Annotated in this window: 13 protein-coding genes; 3 read left to right on the top strand and 10 right to left on the bottom strand. The window is 61.9% G+C overall.

Features of this window, described 5'->3' with window-relative positions:
- Positions 1-5 precede the first annotated feature (5 nt).
- The 7 genes from SE16_RS14490 to SE16_RS14460 all read right to left on the bottom strand — a co-directional run bounded on the left by SE16_RS14490 (position 6) and on the right by SE16_RS14460 (position 9,671).
- Entirely contained in the window at positions 6-1,361 is a 1,356-nt protein-coding gene (locus SE16_RS14490; protein ID WP_060687779.1) for a glycerate kinase type-2 family protein, read from the bottom strand.
- Positions 1,362-1,409: 48 nt separating this feature from the next.
- On the bottom strand, positions 1,410-3,107 hold the full coding sequence (locus SE16_RS14485) for a patatin-like phospholipase family protein (protein ID WP_060687776.1): 1,698 nt from the start codon (positions 3,105-3,107) through the stop codon (positions 1,410-1,412).
- A gap of 75 nt (positions 3,108-3,182) precedes the next feature.
- Positions 3,183-4,976, bottom strand: a complete 1,794-nt coding sequence (locus SE16_RS14480) for an alkaline phosphatase family protein (RefSeq protein WP_060687774.1) — start codon at positions 4,974-4,976, stop codon at positions 3,183-3,185.
- On the bottom strand, positions 4,973-5,800 hold the full coding sequence (locus SE16_RS14475) for an inositol monophosphatase family protein (RefSeq protein ID WP_054493678.1): 828 nt from the start codon (positions 5,798-5,800) through the stop codon (positions 4,973-4,975). Before SE16_RS14475 ends, SE16_RS14480 begins: the two co-directional genes overlap by 4 nt.
- 31 nt (positions 5,801-5,831) lie before the next feature.
- Positions 5,832-7,160: an extracellular solute-binding protein gene (locus tag SE16_RS14470; RefSeq protein ID WP_161804559.1), complete on the bottom strand. Its 1,329-nt coding sequence runs from the start codon at positions 7,158-7,160 to the stop codon at positions 5,832-5,834.
- 86 nt (positions 7,161-7,246) lie between these two features.
- A complete protein-coding gene (gene murJ, locus SE16_RS14465) occupies positions 7,247-8,839 on the bottom strand; it encodes a murein biosynthesis integral membrane protein MurJ (protein ID WP_054493680.1) in 1,593 nt (530 codons plus the stop codon).
- Between the two features lie 49 nt (positions 8,840-8,888).
- The gene (locus SE16_RS14460; protein ID WP_054493681.1) at positions 8,889-9,671 is read right to left on the bottom strand and encodes an enoyl-CoA hydratase/isomerase family protein; all 783 of its coding nucleotides are present in this window, start codon (positions 9,669-9,671) and stop codon (positions 8,889-8,891) included.
- A gap of 173 nt (positions 9,672-9,844) precedes the next feature.
- On the opposite strand from SE16_RS14460, the gene lexA reads away from it, so the two are divergent.
- Positions 9,845-10,615: a transcriptional repressor LexA gene (gene lexA / locus SE16_RS14455; protein ID WP_060687772.1), complete on the top strand. Its 771-nt coding sequence runs from the start codon at positions 9,845-9,847 to the stop codon at positions 10,613-10,615.
- Between the two features lie 83 nt (positions 10,616-10,698).
- Positions 10,699-11,427, top strand: a complete 729-nt coding sequence (locus SE16_RS14450; protein ID WP_054493931.1) for a metal-dependent hydrolase — start codon at positions 10,699-10,701, stop codon at positions 11,425-11,427.
- Positions 11,428-11,499: 72 nt separating this feature from the next.
- On the opposite strand, the gene SE16_RS14445 is transcribed toward SE16_RS14450, so the two are convergent.
- Positions 11,500-11,868 (bottom strand): hypothetical protein, encoded by a 369-nt coding sequence (locus SE16_RS14445; RefSeq protein WP_152918202.1) that lies wholly within the window; start codon positions 11,866-11,868, stop codon positions 11,500-11,502.
- Between the two features lie 125 nt (positions 11,869-11,993).
- On the opposite strand from SE16_RS14445, the gene SE16_RS14440 reads away from it, so the two are divergent.
- Positions 11,994-13,517, top strand: a complete 1,524-nt coding sequence (locus tag SE16_RS14440; protein ID WP_060687770.1) for a YifB family Mg chelatase-like AAA ATPase — start codon at positions 11,994-11,996, stop codon at positions 13,515-13,517.
- 88 nt (positions 13,518-13,605) lie between these two features.
- On the opposite strand, the gene SE16_RS14435 is transcribed toward SE16_RS14440, so the two are convergent.
- Together SE16_RS14435 and SE16_RS14430 are read right to left on the bottom strand one after the other, a co-directional pair.
- Positions 13,606-16,251, bottom strand: coding sequence for an N-acetylmuramoyl-L-alanine amidase (locus SE16_RS14435; protein WP_054493933.1), 2,646 nt, complete (start codon positions 16,249-16,251; stop codon positions 13,606-13,608).
- A gap of 107 nt (positions 16,252-16,358) precedes the next feature.
- A complete protein-coding gene (locus SE16_RS14430; protein ID WP_054493934.1) occupies positions 16,359-17,249 on the bottom strand; it encodes a dimethylarginine dimethylaminohydrolase family protein in 891 nt (296 codons plus the stop codon).
- Between the last annotated feature and the right edge of the window lie 27 nt (positions 17,250-17,276).

Raw genomic sequence — 17,276 nt, 5'->3', positions numbered from 1 at the left:
CCCGGTCAGCGGGGGTGTTTTTGTGTTGGCGAGCGGTCTACGAGGACAAACACTAGGTCGGTGACGTTCGTTCCCGTGGGGCCGGTGACGATGAGCGCGTGAGCGGTGTGGAGCGCATGATAACTATCGTTGTTGTCGAGCGCACGGCGTGGGTCTATACCGGCGGTGCGTATGGCTTGCGCTGTTGCGCCGTCCACCACGCCCCCGGCGGCTTCTGTTGGACCATCGCCGCCGTCGGTGGCAAATGTGGCAATCAGCAGGCGCTCCCATCCTTCAATAGCAAGCGCCGCGGCTAACGCCAACTCCTGATTTCGTCCGCCTATCCCATTGCCCCGTACCGTAACCGTCGTTTCGCCCCCCAATATCAGGCAAGCGGGCGTGGGCAAAGGCGTATCGTACCGGGCAATCTGTTGCCCCAGTGCGGCGACAACGCGCCCAACTTCGCGTGCTTCGCCCTGCAAGAAAGTGGTGAGCACTTCGGCATGCCAGCCTGCACGCCCTGCTTCCTCGGCGGCGGCTTGCGCTGCGTCGGCGTTGCGGGCGATGAGGTGATTGCGCACGCGCTCGAAGAGAGGGTCGCCCGGTTTGGGCGTTTCTGGAAGATGACCGGCACAGCCCGCGTTCAGGTGGTGGCGCACAGCGGGGGGCACGCGCTCCCACAGGTCGTAGCGTTCCAAAACGGCTTTGGCGTCGGCGAACGTGGTGGGGTCGGGGACGGTGGGACCGCTGGCGATGACGTCCAGGTCGTCGCCGACAACGTCGCTGATGATAAGCGTTTCCACATGCGCGGGGGCGGCATGGCGCGCCAGTTGCCCCCCTTTCACCGCTGAGAGGTGCTTGCGTACCGTGTTGAGTTCGTGAATGGTGGCGCCTGAGGCGAGCAACAGGTCGGTGGTTTGTTGCAGGTCGGCGAGGTGCAATCCAGGGGCGGGGGCGACCAACAATGCTGAACCGCCGCCCGAAACCAGCACCAGCACAAGGTCATCGGGGCGGGTGTCGGCAAGCAGGCTCAACATGGCGTTGGTGGCGGCAACACCGGCTTCATCAGGGACGGGGTGGGCGGCTTCACGCACACGAATGCGCCCAATCGCGGGAGCGGTGGCGTGCCCATATTTGGTGATGACTAGCCCATCGGTGATGAGGTCGCCCGCTGTTTCGTGCACTGCAAGCGCCATACGGGCGGCGGCTTTCCCCATGCCAACCACAAAAAGCCGTGTGGGCGCTTCGATCGTGTACGTCTGTGCGCCAACAGTGAGGTGCTTCCCATCACGGTGAAGAACGCGGTGCACAGCCCGCCGTGGTTCTACGGCGTCGAGGGCGGCTGTGATGAGGTGCGGCAAGAGTGTTCGTGCGTCCATCATGCGCTTCCGCGTGCTCTTCATGTTTGATGGCGGGGGCGGTATGGCGTGCTAGATTTGCGGCGGCGGCAAAATGTGCTCGCGTTGCAAAGCCGTGCGAATGGTTTCCAACTCGGCTTCGGCGGCTTGCTCGCCCAGTTCCACCAGTCGGTCCACTTGGCTGAAATCGAGGCTGTGGTCGGCGAAGACGTGCGGATGAATGAAGACGTCCGCCATTTCAATCTGCTTGGTGATGATTTTGCGTTCCACAGTGTTGATGAGCCGCGAAATCGTTTGCAGCAAGTTAGGTTTCTTCTCGAACGAGGGCAAGTCGGGGTCGGTCTCGGTGTGCACAACGCTCGAACCGATGACGATATTGGCGCCCCGCTCACGCAGAACGCTCACAGGAAGCGGATTGACGACAGCGCCGTCCACAAAGAAACGCTCCTGATAGCGCCAGGGGTCGGCAATGACGGGAATACTCACACTGGCGCGCACGGCGTGGGCAAGCGAGCCGCGCTCGAAGATAATTTCTTCCCCCGTTGCCAAATCCGCCGCAACGATGTAGAGCGGTATGCGTGTATCGGTGAAGGTTTTGCCTTCAAACCAGGCTTCCAGCAGTTGGTAGGCTTTGTGCCCTTTGATGAGCCCGCTTGTCGGGGGGAGATTGATGTCCCAGTTGCGCCACGTGTTGACTTTGGGCAACGTTTTGACGAACTCGGCGAGTTCGTCCGGTGTGTAGCCCAGGGCGTAGAACGCCGCGACAAACGCGCCGCCGCTGGTGCCGGCAAGCATATCAATGGGGACACCCTCGCGCTCTAACACACGCAACACCCCAATGTGGGCAAGTGTTTTACTGCCGCCGCTCGACAGCGCGACCCCCACCTGCCGCTCGGTGACGACGCGGGCGGTGTGGAGAATGTCCCTTTTGTCGTTGGTGATGATTGCCAAATCACGGTTGCCGTGCAGCGTGAGCCAGGTTGGTGCGCCCCCGATGGACACCACGTGGTCGGCAAGTTGGACGGACTTTTGGGCAACCGGGGTCCATTGGTCGGGCAAAAGCAGCAAGACGTGCCCATACTCTTCCAACAGGCGGCTGACGGCGTCGGTGAAGGTTTGCGGTTCATAGTCGTCAATGTTGAGCGAAACCAACACCGCCACCGGCTTGTCGGCGGTTTTGGTGTAGTATTCCGGCAGGCGAGGAATGTTGCGCGTACTCGGCAGCGTGACCAACGCGGCGGAAGCGCCGGCGTAGTGGGCGACGGCTTCGGCGAATTGCGCCAGCGCCTGTTCGTCAATCCCCCAAATGGCGGTGACGGGTTTTTTGCGGGGGGGCGCTGATTGGTGGCTGGTGCGCACCAGGCGTTGCCCGATTTCGCGCGTCATGTGGAGCGCAAGGTGCGGATGCTCCGCCAGCAAGGCGTCGAAATCTTGTTTGTGCAGGCTCAGCAGTTCAGCGTCAATAATCACACGCAAGGTGGCGGAGCGTGGTTGTTCCAGCAGAAGGGCGATTTCGCCGACGAAACTCCCCGGTCCGAGATAGGCGAGCACTTCGCCGGTTTCTTCGGAGAGCACGGCGACCTGCCCGGTTTCGACGATATACATGGCGTCGCCAATGTCGCCCTGGCGAAAAACAACAGCCCCCTGAGGATAGCGCCGCCGCTGCATGCGCGCCGCCAGTGAAGCCACAACCTCTTCGGGCAATTCCCGAAAGAGGGGAATCTCACGCAGGGCTTGTATGCGTTTGAGAAGGGTATGTTCAGCGCTCATGGTTTGAGATTGTAGAAGAAGTTGTGCAAGGATGCAATTTTAAAAAGCAAAGCAAGCATTTCAATAAACACGTATTCAGTTTTTAACATTCCAGGGTTGCCCGTGTCGGTCTGGTGGCCAGGGAAGCCCCAGCAACGCGGCAACCGTGGCGGGAATGTCTATCACGCGCGGGTCGGTGTCGGTGTCGCCGGCGAGTTTGTCTTGCGCCGGCAATCCGGCGAAGAGCACCCAGCCCTGCATGCGCGCTGTATCGGGCATGTAGCCGGCGGCGCCGTACACGGGGGAAGGTTCAAACAGGTTGGGTGAACGTGTAAGCACAAAGCGGTAGCCGGGTTTGAGTTGGACGAAGAGCCCCTCGCGCGTTGAAGGACGCCAGAGCGCCGTTTGGACGAGCGATTCATCGGAGAGCATGAGCGCAACGGGCGATTCACCGGTGCGGGGGTCGCTCAGGGCGTTGAAGCGCGAGCGCAGTGTCGCGCGAAAAGCGGCGGGGTCTTCGGTGCCAAACAGCGGCCAGAACCAGGCATGCCCGTCTTCGTAGGCGAACGTCAGCCGCATGTGTGACCAATCGGGGCTGCCGTCGTCCAGGCGGGCAAGGAAGCCCCACGTGGTGAGCAGGGCGGTCAGGTTGAGTTGGGTGTGTACGGGGGCGTAGCCGTGGGGCGAAGCCAGCGCCAGGGTGCTGGTGCTCAAATCCACGTGCGGCACAAGCGTGCGCAGTGCGTTTTCCAGCGTGGCGGCGGCATGTTCGCGGCGGGCTTGCAGGGCGGCGGCGTTCTCAGGCGACCAAGCGTATTGTTCGGGATTGACCAGCAGGAAGAGCGGTTCGGTTTGCTGAAAGAGCGGCCACACGCTCATCAGCAGGTCGGGTTGCATTTCAGCCCACACAAAGGCGCTCACCTGCGCCAGCCAAGTGGTTTGGCGCTCCGCCATGTGGAGCACGTCGTCGGCGGTGAGATGGCCTTGCAGGTAGGCGTCCTGGTCGGCGTTGGGGGGGTAGAAGCCGAATTGCGAAAGCAGGGCGTCGGCGAGCGCCGGTGAAGAGGCCTCGAAGCGGACGCCTTCACTGACGTAGATGGTCAGGTGCTCGGCGTCGAGCGCGGCCAGTTTGAGGTCAACGCCGGTGTTGTCGGCAACCAGCAAACCGCTCCATGGCGCGTTGCGTGTGAGACGTGCGGTTTCGGGTCCTACATGGCGGTCGGTGTCCACCAGGACGGTATCGAATGCGGCGGTGTCGTCGTCGCTGGTGTCGAGCGCCAGCAGGAAGAGCGTGGCGGTGTCGCGCCCGTTGCGTTGCAGGGTGAGTGTGGCTTCGCGCGCCGGTGTGAAGGTGGGCGGTGCGCCGTCCCACGGCGGTGCGGCGGCGAGCGGCACGGTCTCCCACGCGGGGTCGGAGAATTTGGCGGTTTGCGCCACCCAAATGGTGGGCATGGGTGGGTCGAATTGATGCGGCCAGCCAATCACTGCGGCTTGCTTGCCTTCTTCTTCGGCCATATGCCAGAGCGTTGAGGTACTCAGGACACCCACGTCGAGAAAGCGGTTGAGCGCCGAATGCTCGGCGGGCAAAGCGCCTGTGGCCAGGCTGGCAAGGCTGGGCGCGGGGAGCGGCGGCTGAATGGGCGCGGCGGGGGCGGCGATGAAGCGCTCGGCGAGTGTGTCGAGCGTGGGGGCGGCGGCGCGCCACATGGGCATGTCTTCGGGCGTCAAACCGGGCAGGGCGATGAAGAGGGCGCGGGGTGCCGTCGGCGCTGTGGGGGCGATGCGGGCGGCGGGGGTGGGCAAGGGCGTGGGCGTGATGGGGGCGGCTGTTTGCCCCGCGCATGCCGCCAGCAGGAAAAGCAGCAACAGCAGACCTGGCAGGCGCTTCATGGCGTGTGGTCGTCGGTCAGATGACGTGCGAGCGTGTGCAAAATCGCCTCGTGGATGTGCCCGTTGGTGGCGACTGCGCCACGGTGCGCCGTCGTCCAGGGGGCGCCGGTTTCATCGGTCAGCATGCCGCCGGCTTCGCGCACCAGAAGCCCGCCTGCGCCCACGTCCCACGGGTAGAGCCCCAGGTTGAAGTAGGCGTCGAGCCAGCCCGCGGCGACGTAGCAGAAGTTGAGGGCGGCGCTGCCGAAACTGCGCGCGGTGTGGCAAACCTGCACCAAATCGGCGAAGGCGTGCGCTACGGCGCGGCGGCGCACCGGTTCGCGCGCCCAATCGGCGCAGATGATGGCGCGTTCGAGCGGGCGATCACTGACAACCAGGCGGCGGTCGTTCGCCCACGCGCCGCCCCCGCGTGTGCCGTAGAACATGATGTCGCGGCGCACGTCGTACACAACCCCCACCCACGGTTCGCCCTGCCACCAGAGCGCGATGCTGACGGCGTAGTGCGGCAAGCCGTAGGTGAAATTGCTGGTCCCGTCGAGGGGGTCAACCAGCCAGGTGGGGATGTCGGTTTGGATGAGGTCGCCCGGCGTGTAGGTTTCTTCACTAAAAATGCGAAAATCGGGGAAGGCTTTGGAAAGGTTGTACTGAATCATCTCATCGGCGGTGGTGTCGGCAATCGTGACGAGGTCGCGCGCGTCGCCCCCTTTGGTCTGCACTTGAAGTTCACCACGGGCGTACGATTGAATGAGGCGACCGGCTTCGCGCGCGGTATCACGCGCCACAGCGAGCGCCAACAGTGGGTTGATGGGCAACGGTTCGGTCATGGTTCGCGTCCTGCGTGTTGGGTTGCTTGATTTAGCGAATGCGTTCGCGGAGAATGCCCAAGGCTTCGTTGGGAATCATGCTTTGGGTGAAAATGCCAATGGCGATATTGGAAAACACCGGTTCAAACTGCTCCCACGTGGTCGTGGTGTGCAGTGAGCGCGTTTCGGGGAGTGCGAGCAGGGCGCGCCGCACGCCGGGGGGCACGCGCTCATCGTTCTTCAACGCTTCAACCGCTTCTTGATGGACGGGCAACAGGTGCGTGCGTGCCGCAAACTCTTGCTGGGCGGTCGGCGTGGTGAGATACCAGCGCACAAAGAGCCAGCCGGCGAGTGTCTGTTCGGGCGTCGTATTCAGCAGCGTGATGGTGGGTCCCCATGCAGGCAGCGGCGGCGCGTCAACCAGTGTGGGGAGCACCGTCGCCGACCAGATGCCGTCTTCTTCTTCATCGCCGAGTTGTGCTGTGCCGACAAGCGCGAACAACGTTTCGCCTTGTGCCACTCGGTCGAAGGGGTTTTGGTCGGTCACGACGTTGAGCATGCCCCGCTCGCCCAACGAGAAGAGAAAGCCCAGAAACGTTTGCAATGTGTCATCGTCGGTTTGCACCTGTTCCACGTTGAGCAAATCCACGCCAAATGTCCAACCAATAGCGACCAACGTGCGGGCGTTGGGTTGGAGCACCAGACAGGGGCGCTGCATTTGTTCCACAAAGGCAAGGCATTGGGCTTCAAGTTCCGCCCAGGTGGCGGGCGGCGTTTCGATGTCCAGGCGGCTCATCATCTCGCGGTTATACGCCAGCACCATCACATCAATGTTGAGCGGCACATGCAAGGCGCCGCCGGGCGTAGTCAGGCTGTTGTTGGGGAAGGCGTTGAGGTACAACGCGTTTTGGTCTTCTTCCGAGAGCGCCCACCGCGGGTTATTAAGGAAGGGGCGGATGGGCGTCAGCATGTCGGCTTCCTGGAGTTCATCGAGCAGGTGGTCCGCCCCGATGACCAATTCGGCATGCTCGTTGGTTTGAATGGTGGCGAGGATGCGCTGTTCCAGCGCCAGCGTATCCGTCGCTGCGTTGAGTTCCACCTGGATCGCCCACGGGTTGGTGGTGTTGAAAGAGTGCACGATGGTTTGCAACGCCTCGGTTTCGCGGGGCGGCAAGGCGTGCCACAGGGTGATGGTGCGCCCCGTGGGGTCAATCGCCGACACCTCGGCGATTTCCGGTTCGGGTGTGACGGACGGCACGGATTGGATGCTCATAGCCGGCGATGGTTCCGCCGCGGACTCGCTCGGTGTGCCCAAGCGCCAATTGCAGGCGCTCAACGTGAGCAGAAACAGGCTGAGTAGAACCAGCCCGTATGTTTTCAAAGGGAAGTGTTCTGGTTTCGCGTTCACTCGTGTTCCCCCCCCTCGTATTTCCCCCGCAGGGTATTGTGGCTGAAAGTGCGCTTTCGTCAACGCCGCCACAACATGCGCCGAATGGCGCGCACGTCCTCGGCGTCGAGCAGGTAGGCGAAAGCGAGATAGACCAGCGCCCCCAAGGGGATGCCCACAAGGGCTTGCCAAGCGGCGGGAAGGTTGACGAGCGGCGGCGTGCGCAGGGCGAACCAGAGTAGCCCGCCCATTCCCACGGCGGCGAGGCTTAGCCGCACGGTGGTTTGAAGCAGGCGGCGCCCCTCGATGCCCCCCATGCGGCGGCGCAAAAGCCAGAGCAGGGCGAGCGCTTCGGCGGTGGTGGCGAGTGTGTTCGCCAGCGCCAAGCCCGCGTGGGGACCGCGGGTGAGGTCGGCGGGGTCGCCAATGATGCGCATGAGCACGACGCTGAGCAGGACGTTCGCGAGCATGGCGACCGTCCCCACCAGGACGGGGGTGAGCGTGTCGTGCAGGGCGTAGAAGGCGCGCGTAAGCATTTCAAAGAGCGAATGCCCGACAAGACCGGGGGCGTAAAAGAGGAGCGCCCACGCCACCACAGCGGTACTGCGGGCGTCGAATGCGCCCCGTTGGAGCAAGAGCGCCACAATGGGCGTCGCCAGCACGAACAAGCCGACGGCGGCGGGCAAGGTGAGGAAGAGCACGCCGCGCAAGAGATGCGTGAGTGTGCGCCGCATGGCGTCGGTTTCGTGGCGTGCGACCTGCGCGGCAAAGGTGGGAAAGGCGGCGGTCGCGACGGCTTGGGCGAAAATGCCTTGCGGCAAGAGCAGGATGAGCCAGGCGTAATTGAGCGCGGAAATGGCTTCGGGGTCGAGGAAACTCGCCAGGGCGGTTGTGACCACGAAGTTGAGTTGCACGGTGGCTTGCCCAAGCACGCGGGGCGCCATCAGTCGCGCGGTTTCGCGCACACCCGGCACGACAACCGGGTCGTGCCAGCCCAATGTTGGGGTGTAGCGGGCGTGCAAGCGCCACAACGCCGGAAGTTGCACCAACAAATGCGCCAGCGCCCCCAGCACAACGCCCCACGCCAGACCAACGATGCCCATGCGCGGCGCCAGCACCAGCGCGCCGAAGATGATGCCCAGGTTGTAGAGCGAGGGGGCAATCGCCGGCAGAAAAAACTGCTCGTGGGCGTAGAGCGTCGCCATGACCAGCCCGCTGAGGCTGAAGACGACCGTCGAAAGCAGCATGATGCGCATGAGGCGCACGGTGAGCAATTGCAGGTCGGGGGGGAAGCCGCGCAGCAGGAACGTGGCGACAATCCAGGGCGCAAACACCGCCGCGACGGTGGTTGTTGCGCCGATGATGAGCATAATCCAATTGGCGACGGCGCTGACAAGCCGCCAGGTGGCACGTTGGTCTTTGCGCGCCAGGTAGGTGGCGAGCGTGGGAATAAACGCCGACCCCAGCGCCCCGCCGGCAATCAGGTTGAAGAGCAGGTCGGGAATGCGAAAGGCGGCGAAGTAGGCGGAGAGTTCCGGCGCGGTGGCGAATTGTTGCGCGATGACCATTTGGCGCAGTAAGCCCAGCGCGCGGCTCGCAAGAAAAGCCGCCATGAGGATGATGGCGGCTCGGGCAACCCGTTGTCCGGTGGATGGGGCTGTGGTGTCGTTCATAGGTGTTCAGCGTTCAGCAACAAGGCGTTGGGTGCATGGCATGGGCGGCTTAGCGCCCTTTCCAGCGGGGTTTTCGTTTTTCCAGAAAAGCGATGAACCCCTCGAACCCGTCTTCGCTGTTGAAAATTTCATACTGGAATTGCGCTTCACGCGCCATGGCTTCTTCCAGCGTGGCGTTGAGCGATTCACGCACGGCGCGTTTGGCGCGCGCCAGCGCCAGCGGCGATTTTTCAGCGAGCATGGCGGCAAACGCGTGGACGTCATCGGCAAACGTGTCGGTCGGATAGACGCGGTTGACCAGCCCAATCTCGTAGGCGCGGTGGGCGTCAATGCGTTCGCCGGTGAAGATGAGTTCCAGGGCGCGCCCCATGCCCACCAGGCGCGGCAAGGTGTACGTGCCGCCGCCGTCGGGCACCAGCCCCACGTTGATGAAGAGTTCGGCGAACGCCGCCCGTTCCGACGCCAGACGCAGGTCGCAGACCAGCGCCAGGTCTAAGCCGATGCCGGCGGCAATCCCATCAACAGCGGCAATGACGGGGCAACGGCTGCGGTGAATGGCTTGGATGGCGGGGGCGTAGGCTTCAGTCAGTGCCTGGTAGGCTTTATCGGGCGTGATGCCCATGCTGAGCGCCGCCTTGATATCGGCGCCGCTGGAAAACGCGCCGCCCGCCCCGGTCAATACGATGACGCGCGTGCCGTCGTCTTCACAGGCTTCCACGGCTTCGCGGATGGCAATCATCGTTTCCGGGTCAACCGCATTCCGAATCTCCGGGCGATTGATGGTGAGGGTGGTAATGTGTCCCTCACGGTGTACAAGCAATTTTTCGCTCATCGTCCTTGCCTCCGATTGGGTTGCGCACGCACGCCTGCACGATACACCAAAGCCGCCAAATTTCAAAGTTTTTGTGCAGGTATCGGGCGCTCAAATTGACAACGCCTGGGGTTTGCAGTATCCTTTTTCGCAAAGCGAACATTTGTTCTGTATGAAACCAGAGGAGTTGCACCATGACACCACGGCGCGCGCGCCAGACGCCCAGCGAGCGGCAAACCGCCATTCTGCGCTTCGTGTACGACTTTCAACAAGCCAACGGGTTTGCGCCCAGCATTCGCGAGATTGGGAAGCAGTGCGATATCTCCTCCACCTCGGTTGTGGATTACAACCTGCGCCGCCTGGAAGAACTGGGCTACATTGAGCGTTCGCAGGAAAAATCGCGCGCCATTCGTCTCACGGAAAAGGCGCTGGAATGGCTGGGGGTTGCGCCCGAAGCGGCTGAGGGCTTTGTGTATGTGCCGCTGGTGGGGGAGATTGCCGCCGGTTTGCCCATTCCTCAGCCGGATGAGATGCCGCCGGAACAGGCTATCGAGGAGCGTGTGCCGATTCAGGCAGACCTTTTGCCGCGCTACGACCCCAATCGGCTCTTTGCGCTACGGGTCAAAGGGGATTCCATGATTGACGCACTGGTGGCGGATGGCGATATTGTGGTGCTGGAACCGGTGGACGAGCCGCACAATGGCGAAATGGTGGCGGCATGGTTGCCCGAAGAAAACGAAGCCACGTTGAAGTATTTTGAGCGCATTGCCCCGCCTGCGCCCGCCCTTGCGCCCACTGCTGTGGACGACGTCGCCCAGCCCGACCCCGACGAGACCCTCGAACATGCACCGCGCCCCTGGGTGCGCCTCATTCCCGCTAACCCGCGCTACACGCCTCTGGAACTCCCCGCCGACAAGGTGCAGATTGCCGGGCGTGTCGTGGCATTATTGCGTGTTTACCGATAACGCTTGCGGGTGAGAATTCTCTTCGGTATACTGTGCATGCCGTATCCGCAAATGTCCACGAACAATCTGCAAGGAGGGAGACCATGGGGCGTCTCAATGCTGGTGTGAAACTCACCTGGCTTGGTCACGCAACATTCCTCATTGAAAGTCCCGGTGGAAAGCGCATTTTGGTTGACCCCTGGGTGGACGGCAACCCCGCTTGTCCCGACACCTACAAAAACGGCGGCATTGATTCACTCGATGTGATGCTCTGCACGCATGGGCATTTCGACCACATTGGCGATGCCGTGCCCATTGCCAAACAAACCGGTTGTACGGTGGTCGGGATTTTTGAACTCATCAATTGGTTGCAATCCAAAGGCGTGCCCCAAGACAACTGCATTCCCATGAACAAGGGCGGTACGGTTGATGTGGGTGGTATCAAGGTGACGATGACGCACGCCGTCCACTCCTGCGGCATTCTGGACGACGGCAAAATCATCTACGGTGGTGAAGCCGCCGGCTACGTCATCGAATTGGAAAACGGCTACCGCATTTACCACGCGGGCGATACGGCCGTGTTTAGCGATATGGCGCTGATTGGCGAACTCTACCAGCCCGACCTCTGCTTGCTGCCCATTGGCGACCACTTTACGATGTCGCCCAAAGAAGCCAACAAAGCCATCCGCTTGCTGAACGCCAAAGCGGTGGTGCCCATGCATTTCGGCACGTTCCCCTTGCTGACGGGCACACCCGACGCCCTGGCCGAGTTGACCAAAGACATTGACGGCTTGCAAATTTTCGCTTTGCAACCGGGCGAAACCCTCGAATAACACAAACGCGGCTGGGGAATTCCCCAGCCGCCTCTTTCTCAACACCTGATACGCATTTGAAGAGCGCCGCGTTTACTGCGTCTTACCCCATTCCGCTCTCGGCGTTTCCACGGCGATACCGTTCGGTTCATCAATCAGCCACGCCAAAGGGATGCGCGCGCCTGGTTTGGTCTGTTGGGTATAGACTTGCACAGCCGGGTCGGCGGATGGCGGCGGTGTCCAGTGCGCCGTTGGCGATGATGGGAACTCAGGCGGCATTAAGAGCACTACAAGTACGATAGCGCCTGCAAAGACGAGGACGGGCGCCGGCACGCGGGGCAAGGTTTCTTTCCGCAGACGCGCCATCAAGCGCTCGTAAGGACGATTCGAGAGATGCTCGTCGCCATACACCGCGTGTAATGAGTCGCGTATCAATTGGTCAAGTGGATCATAAGAACGCATAGGCTTTGATTTTGCAAAAATGTTTTCAGGAGTATAGCATACTTCACTTCTAAATACACGTTTCGACTGAAATCGGTTCACACAACTTCTCTGAACAACCCCCGTAATTTGAAAGGAGTTTCCCCGTGTTAGCCACCGTCTACACCTGTGCGTTGAATGGTCTGGAAGGGCTGCCCATTCGCGTGGAAGTGGATGTCTCGCATGGGCAAGCCGGCATTGTGACGATTGTGGGGCTGCCCGATGCGGCTGTGCGCGAAGCCAAAGAGCGTGTGCGCGCCGCCTTGCTCAACAGTGGGTGTGCTTTCACGCGCCGCCGCCTGACGATCAACCTCGCCCCCGCCGATTTGCGCAAGGAGGGTCCCGCCTACGACTTGCCCATCGCGGTGGGGTTGTTGTTGGCAACGGGGCAGGTGAGCGCCGATGTGGACGATGCGCTGTTTGTTGGGGAACTGTCGCTGAATGGTGATGTGCGGCATGTGAGCGGTATTTTGCCGATTGCCGCCGCCGCGCGCCGTGAGGGGTTCAAGCGGTTGTTTGTGCCCGCGTGTGATGTGGATGAAGCCGCGCTCATTCCTGAAATTGAAGTGTATGGCGTGCCTGACGTGCCGACGCTTGTGCAGCATTTTCATGGCGTCAAACGTATTCCGCGCCGTCCGCCGGTGGTCGCCAATTTGACTGTGCAGGGTGATGACCCGCACTACGTTGATTTTTGCCACATCAAGGGGCAAGAACATGCCAAGCGGGCGCTGGAAGTGGCCGCGGCGGGTGGTCATAACGTCCTCATGAGTGGCCCGCCGGGCGCCGGCAAGACGATGCTAGCGCGTGCCTTGCAGGGCATTTTGCCACGCATGACGCTCGACGAAGCCTTGGCGGTCACCGCCATTTACAGCGTTGCCGACGCCCTCCCCGGCGACGCCCCGCTTGTGCGCCAGCGCCCGTTTCGTGCGCCTCACCACACCATCAGCCACGCCGGGCTGGTGGGGGGTGGACGTTGGCCGCGCCCCGGCGAGATTAGCCTTGCCCATCATGGCGTCTTGTTCCTGGATGAATTGCCCGAATTTGGCGCGCGCAATCTGGAAACGTTGCGCCAGCCGCTGGAAGACAAACAGGTCACCATCAGCCGCGCTCAGGGGGCGCTTACGTTTCCCGCCAACTTCATGCTGGTCGCCGCCATGAACCCCTGCCCCTGCGGCTATTTCAGCGATCCCACGCACGAATGCACCTGTTCACCGCACGCCATCATCCGCTACCAGAAGCGCATTTCGGGCCCGCTTCTCGACCGCTTCGATATTCGCGTGGAAGTGCCACGTGTGGAGTATGAAAAACTCGCCGATGCGCGTTTGGGCGAGCCCAGCCGTGATGTGCGCGAGCGTGTCGAAGCCGCACGGCGGGCGCAGCAGGCGCGGTTTGAGCATTTGCCGCATGTGCATTGCAATGCCGACATGGGACCCGCCGAGTTGCGGCTCTACGCCCAGCTCAAGCCCGATGGGCAACAGCTGTTGAAAATGGCCATGCGCCAGATGAATTTGAGTGCGCGCGCCTATCATCGTGTGCTCAAAGTGGCGCGCACCATTGCCGACCTCGCCGACAGTGATGTCATCGAGACCGTTCACCTTGCTGAGGCGTTGCAGTATCGCGGGCGTGATTGAGACCGCGCGCGACGTTCGCTTGCCGAAAAAAGCCCTGCCAGATGGCGCTCACCTGGCAGGGCTTTGTGTTGGTGGCTATGCGTGCTGGTTAGGGCGCGCACAATTCCACGTCGTCGAAGTAGGTGCGAGTGACGCCGCCAACACCGTCGTTGACTGTGCCCAGATAGATGGTGATGGTTTGCCCGGCGTAGGCGCTGATGTCGCTTTCAAAGAAGAGCCAGGTACGCGCATTTTGCAGCGTGCTCAACAGCGGCACGAAGGTGCCATCGGCCTTGATGATGGCGACGTACTGGCGATCGTTGCCGGGGTTGGGTTCGTATTCGGGGCGATACCAGACGCGCAATGTGGCGGGTTGCCCAGCCGGCAGAGTGACCGTTTGGCGCGCCGAAGAATACCGCACGCCCGGCACATACGTGCCCGCCAACGCGCCCGTCAGGATGCCGCGTTGCCCACTGTGCGCCACGCTGGTGTATTGCGAAGGCGTTTCGTTGTTGGTCAACGCCCAGCCGCTCTCGCTTTCCATGGTTCCGTTGACAATCAGGTTCTTGCACGCCACCGGCGTGGCGGTAGGCGCAACGGTGGGTGTGGGTGTGGCGGTCGGGAGCGGTGTGGGTTGCACCACCGTGGGGGATGGCGTGGGTGTCGGCGTGGGTGTTGGTGTAGGCGGTTTTGACCGCACAATCAGCGGCAGAAAGGCTTGCGGCACCATGTTGGTCGGTGTGGCTGTCGGTGTCTGGATTGGCGTCGGGGTCGGCGTCGCCGTGGGCAGTGGCGTTGCGGTGTGGGTGGGAGTCGGCGTGGGTGTCGGTGTTCCACCGGCGCAGAGTTCCACGTCGTCAAAATAGGTTTGGGTCACGCCGCCGTACCCGTCGTTCATCGTGCCCAGGTAGATGGTGACGGTTTGCCCCGCGTAGGCGCTCAGGTCGGCGGTGAAGAGTGCCCATGTTTGCGTGTTTTGCAACGTGTCCAACAGCGGCACGAATGTGCCATCGGCTTTGATGATGGCGATGTACTGGTGATCGTTGCCGGGTGATGCTTCGTGGAAGGGACGATACCAGACGCGCAGGGTGATGGGTGTTTGCGTGGGCAGTGTGATGGTTTGGCGGGCGGACGAATAGCGCGCCGCAAACGTCAGCATACCGGACGGCAGCCCCGTGAAGATGCTGCGTGCGCCCGAATGCGGCACACCGGCGTAGGACGCGCTCCCTGTTAGGATGGTATCGTTGGTTGTGGTGAAGGTCCAGCCCGTGTCTTCTTCCATCGTGCCGTTGGCGAGCAGATTGGTGCAGGTGGGCGGGGCGACCGTTGGCGGTGCGGGTGCGCCAAACGTGAATGTGCGCGTTTCTTCAACCGTTTGCCCATCGCTGGTGGTGCCGCGCATGGTCAGCGTGTATGTGCCCGCAGGCCAGACGGCGGGGTCGAGTGTGAAGTTGAAGGGGCGCGTATCGTCTTCGTCCACAACTGTGCCGTTGAGCAACATGCTGATTTTGGTGATGGTGGGGCTGGCAATCACTTCCATGTCCAGCCGCGTGGTGAGCATTTCACCGTCCACAGGGCGGCTGAAGTAGAGTTCGGGCGGCATGGCGTGGATGTAGGTTGACATGGTCGCGCGCATATCGTCCAGCCGCGCATACGCCAAATCGCCCGGACAACTGGTTGTGCCGGCGTCGCGGTGCCCCAGCACGCCGTAGGGGAACCAGGTGCCTGCGATAGAGCCGCCGGCGAGGGGGTCTATGCCGTAGCGCTGGCAGCGCGCCGCCACGAAGGATTCAATCGCCGCTTCCGCCGCCGCGGGCAGGGCAATGCCGCCCGCACTGCTCTCAAAATTTCCCAGCACCGAGATGCCCATGCTGCTGTAATTGTAGCCGAGCGTATGCCCACCAACTACGATGTGGCGGTCAATCTCGCCGCCGTAGCGCCCCTGGTAGATACGCCCTTGCTGGTCCACCACAAAGTTGTAGCCGATGTCGCCCCAGCCGCGCGTGACGGCGTGGAAGTAGTAGACCGCACGCACCGCGGCGGCGGGGTCGGGGATGTTGTTGGAGCCGGCGGTGTGGTGGATGAAGACTTTGCGCGGGATGATGTACTCGCGGGGCCAGATTTCATTGCCGTTGGCGTCGAACCGCAAGGATTCATCCGCGCCCCATTCGGCGCGTGAGATGACCACCGGCTCGGTGGTCTCGGCGGCGGACGGCCACGCCATGTCCGCCGCCAGGGGACCGTTGCGCGTGTCCAGGTAGGTGACCGCCAAACCGTCGAAGAGCGCCATGGGAGAGGTGCCGCGGGCTTCGATTTGCAACTGGAACCAGCGCCCTTTGCCCACATAAAAATTGGTGCCCGTGTTGGGCGCACCGTCGGGGGCGTCCAGCCCGTCGCTGGAGAGTTCTTCCCACTCGCTCCACGTCTTCCCGTCCATGCTGGTGCGTACCAGCACGCTCGTTTCAACACCCTCAGGCAGAGGGGTTTCCCACGTCAAGCCGAGCCCTACAAATTCAAAATCGGCTTCGATGGGCGGTGTTATGAAGCGCCCAACACCATCAAAGGGCTGCACGAGTTGCAGCCCTTTGCCTTGAAAGCGAAAGCCCTCGACTTCACCGCCGACGAGCGTGGCGGGGTCGAGACGCCATGTTCCTACGAGCGTGGATGTGGCTGAGCGGGCGGTTGTTGGAAACCCACGGACGAACCCAAAAGCCAGAACCAAAACAGTGAGTGTGAGAAGCGAGCGCCACCGCATACGTACATGCCTCCTGCCGTGTTGTTGGATAGCGCCAGTGTAAGGCAGATGTATGAACGGCGGCTCGTTTTGTCATAGCAACTTTTTGAAAAAACATTCACAGAGTGTCAGCGTATCGGCGCGCGTATCAACGGGCATGTACTGCACCGAAACGCCCCGCCCAGTTTCGCAATCTCGTCATACGCCACTTCGATGACGCGAATACCTTGCTCGCGAAGCCATGTGTTGATGCGTTCGTGGCGGGGGTCGGAAACAACCGTGTCGGGTGAAAGGGAGACCACGTTCGTGCCGAGATGAAATTGTTCATCTTCGGTGACGGCGAAACAGGTGTAGCGCTTTTGCAGATATTCGAGCGCCGACGCTTCGATGGCGTCAGGGTAGATGAGCGCCAAACGTTCGCCAACACGGTTGAAAACAACGTCCAGATGCAGGAACGGCGGGCGCAGCCGCACGCCGCGCACTTCGTAGCGTGTGCCGAAGTGCTCCTGCACCCACGCCAGCCCGCTTGTATCGGTGCGAATGCTCAGCCCCACGTAGATGGTATCGCCGTCGAGCATGATGTCGCCCCCTTCGAGTACGCCGGCGTTGACATGCAGAATGGGGCTTTCAACGCGCGCGAGCAGGGCGTTGAGCGCTTTGGTTTCATGGCGGCGTATCGGTTCTTTCAGCGCCGAAACGACCAGCGTATCGTGGATGACGAACGCCACGTCGCGCGTGAAGACCTGTTGCGGGGAATCCTTGCGCGGCGGCACCCACTCGATCGCGATGCCTTCACGTTCCAGGACGTCCACAAACGCCGCTTGTTGCGCTTTCATGCGGTCAAGACGGGGGGGATCGTACTTGTAGAAGTAGCGTTCGTTTTCGTTGATGGGCGGGGTCATGTACCAGTGGTCAATGGGTCCCAGCAAGACACGCTGCAATTCCCCCACTTCGGAATCGGCAAATACTTGGAAATGGTTAACAGCCGTGTGGCGGTGTGAAGATGATGGCTTCATCATTGTTCGACTCCTTTGTCGCTCCGTCGA

The organism is Ardenticatena maritima (genome assembly GCF_001306175.1).
Lineage (GTDB): Bacteria > Chloroflexota > Anaerolineae > Ardenticatenales > Ardenticatenaceae > Ardenticatena > Ardenticatena maritima.
The sequence above is the reverse complement of the archived record's forward strand: the minus strand, read 5'-3'. Positions and strand labels throughout refer to the sequence as shown.

Excerpts from the sequence above, each read along its gene's own strand:
- SE16_RS14435 (WP_054493933.1), bottom strand. The coding sequence starts at position 16,251 with ATGCGGTGGCGCTCGCTTCTCACACTCACTGTTTTGGTTCTGGCTTTT.
- SE16_RS14430 (WP_054493934.1), bottom strand. The coding sequence starts at position 17,249 with ATGATGAAGCCATCATCTTCACACCGCCACACGGCTGTTAACCATTTC.
- SE16_RS14490 (WP_060687779.1), bottom strand. The coding sequence starts at position 1,361 with ATGATGGACGCACGAACACTCTTGCCGCACCTCATCACAGCCGCCCTC.
- SE16_RS14485 (WP_060687776.1), bottom strand. The coding sequence starts at position 3,107 with ATGAGCGCTGAACATACCCTTCTCAAACGCATACAAGCCCTGCGTGAG.
- SE16_RS14450 (WP_054493931.1), top strand. The coding sequence starts at position 10,699 with ATGGGGCGTCTCAATGCTGGTGTGAAACTCACCTGGCTTGGTCACGCA.
- lexA (WP_060687772.1), top strand. The coding sequence starts at position 9,845 with ATGACACCACGGCGCGCGCGCCAGACGCCCAGCGAGCGGCAAACCGCC.
- SE16_RS14475 (WP_054493678.1), bottom strand. The coding sequence starts at position 5,800 with ATGACCGAACCGTTGCCCATCAACCCACTGTTGGCGCTCGCTGTGGCG.
- SE16_RS14480 (WP_060687774.1), bottom strand. The coding sequence starts at position 4,976 with ATGAAGCGCCTGCCAGGTCTGCTGTTGCTGCTTTTCCTGCTGGCGGCA.
- SE16_RS14445 (WP_152918202.1), bottom strand. The coding sequence starts at position 11,868 with ATGCGTTCTTATGATCCACTTGACCAATTGATACGCGACTCATTACAC.
- murJ (WP_054493680.1), bottom strand. The coding sequence starts at position 8,839 with ATGAACGACACCACAGCCCCATCCACCGGACAACGGGTTGCCCGAGCC.
- SE16_RS14460 (WP_054493681.1), bottom strand. The coding sequence starts at position 9,671 with ATGAGCGAAAAATTGCTTGTACACCGTGAGGGACACATTACCACCCTC.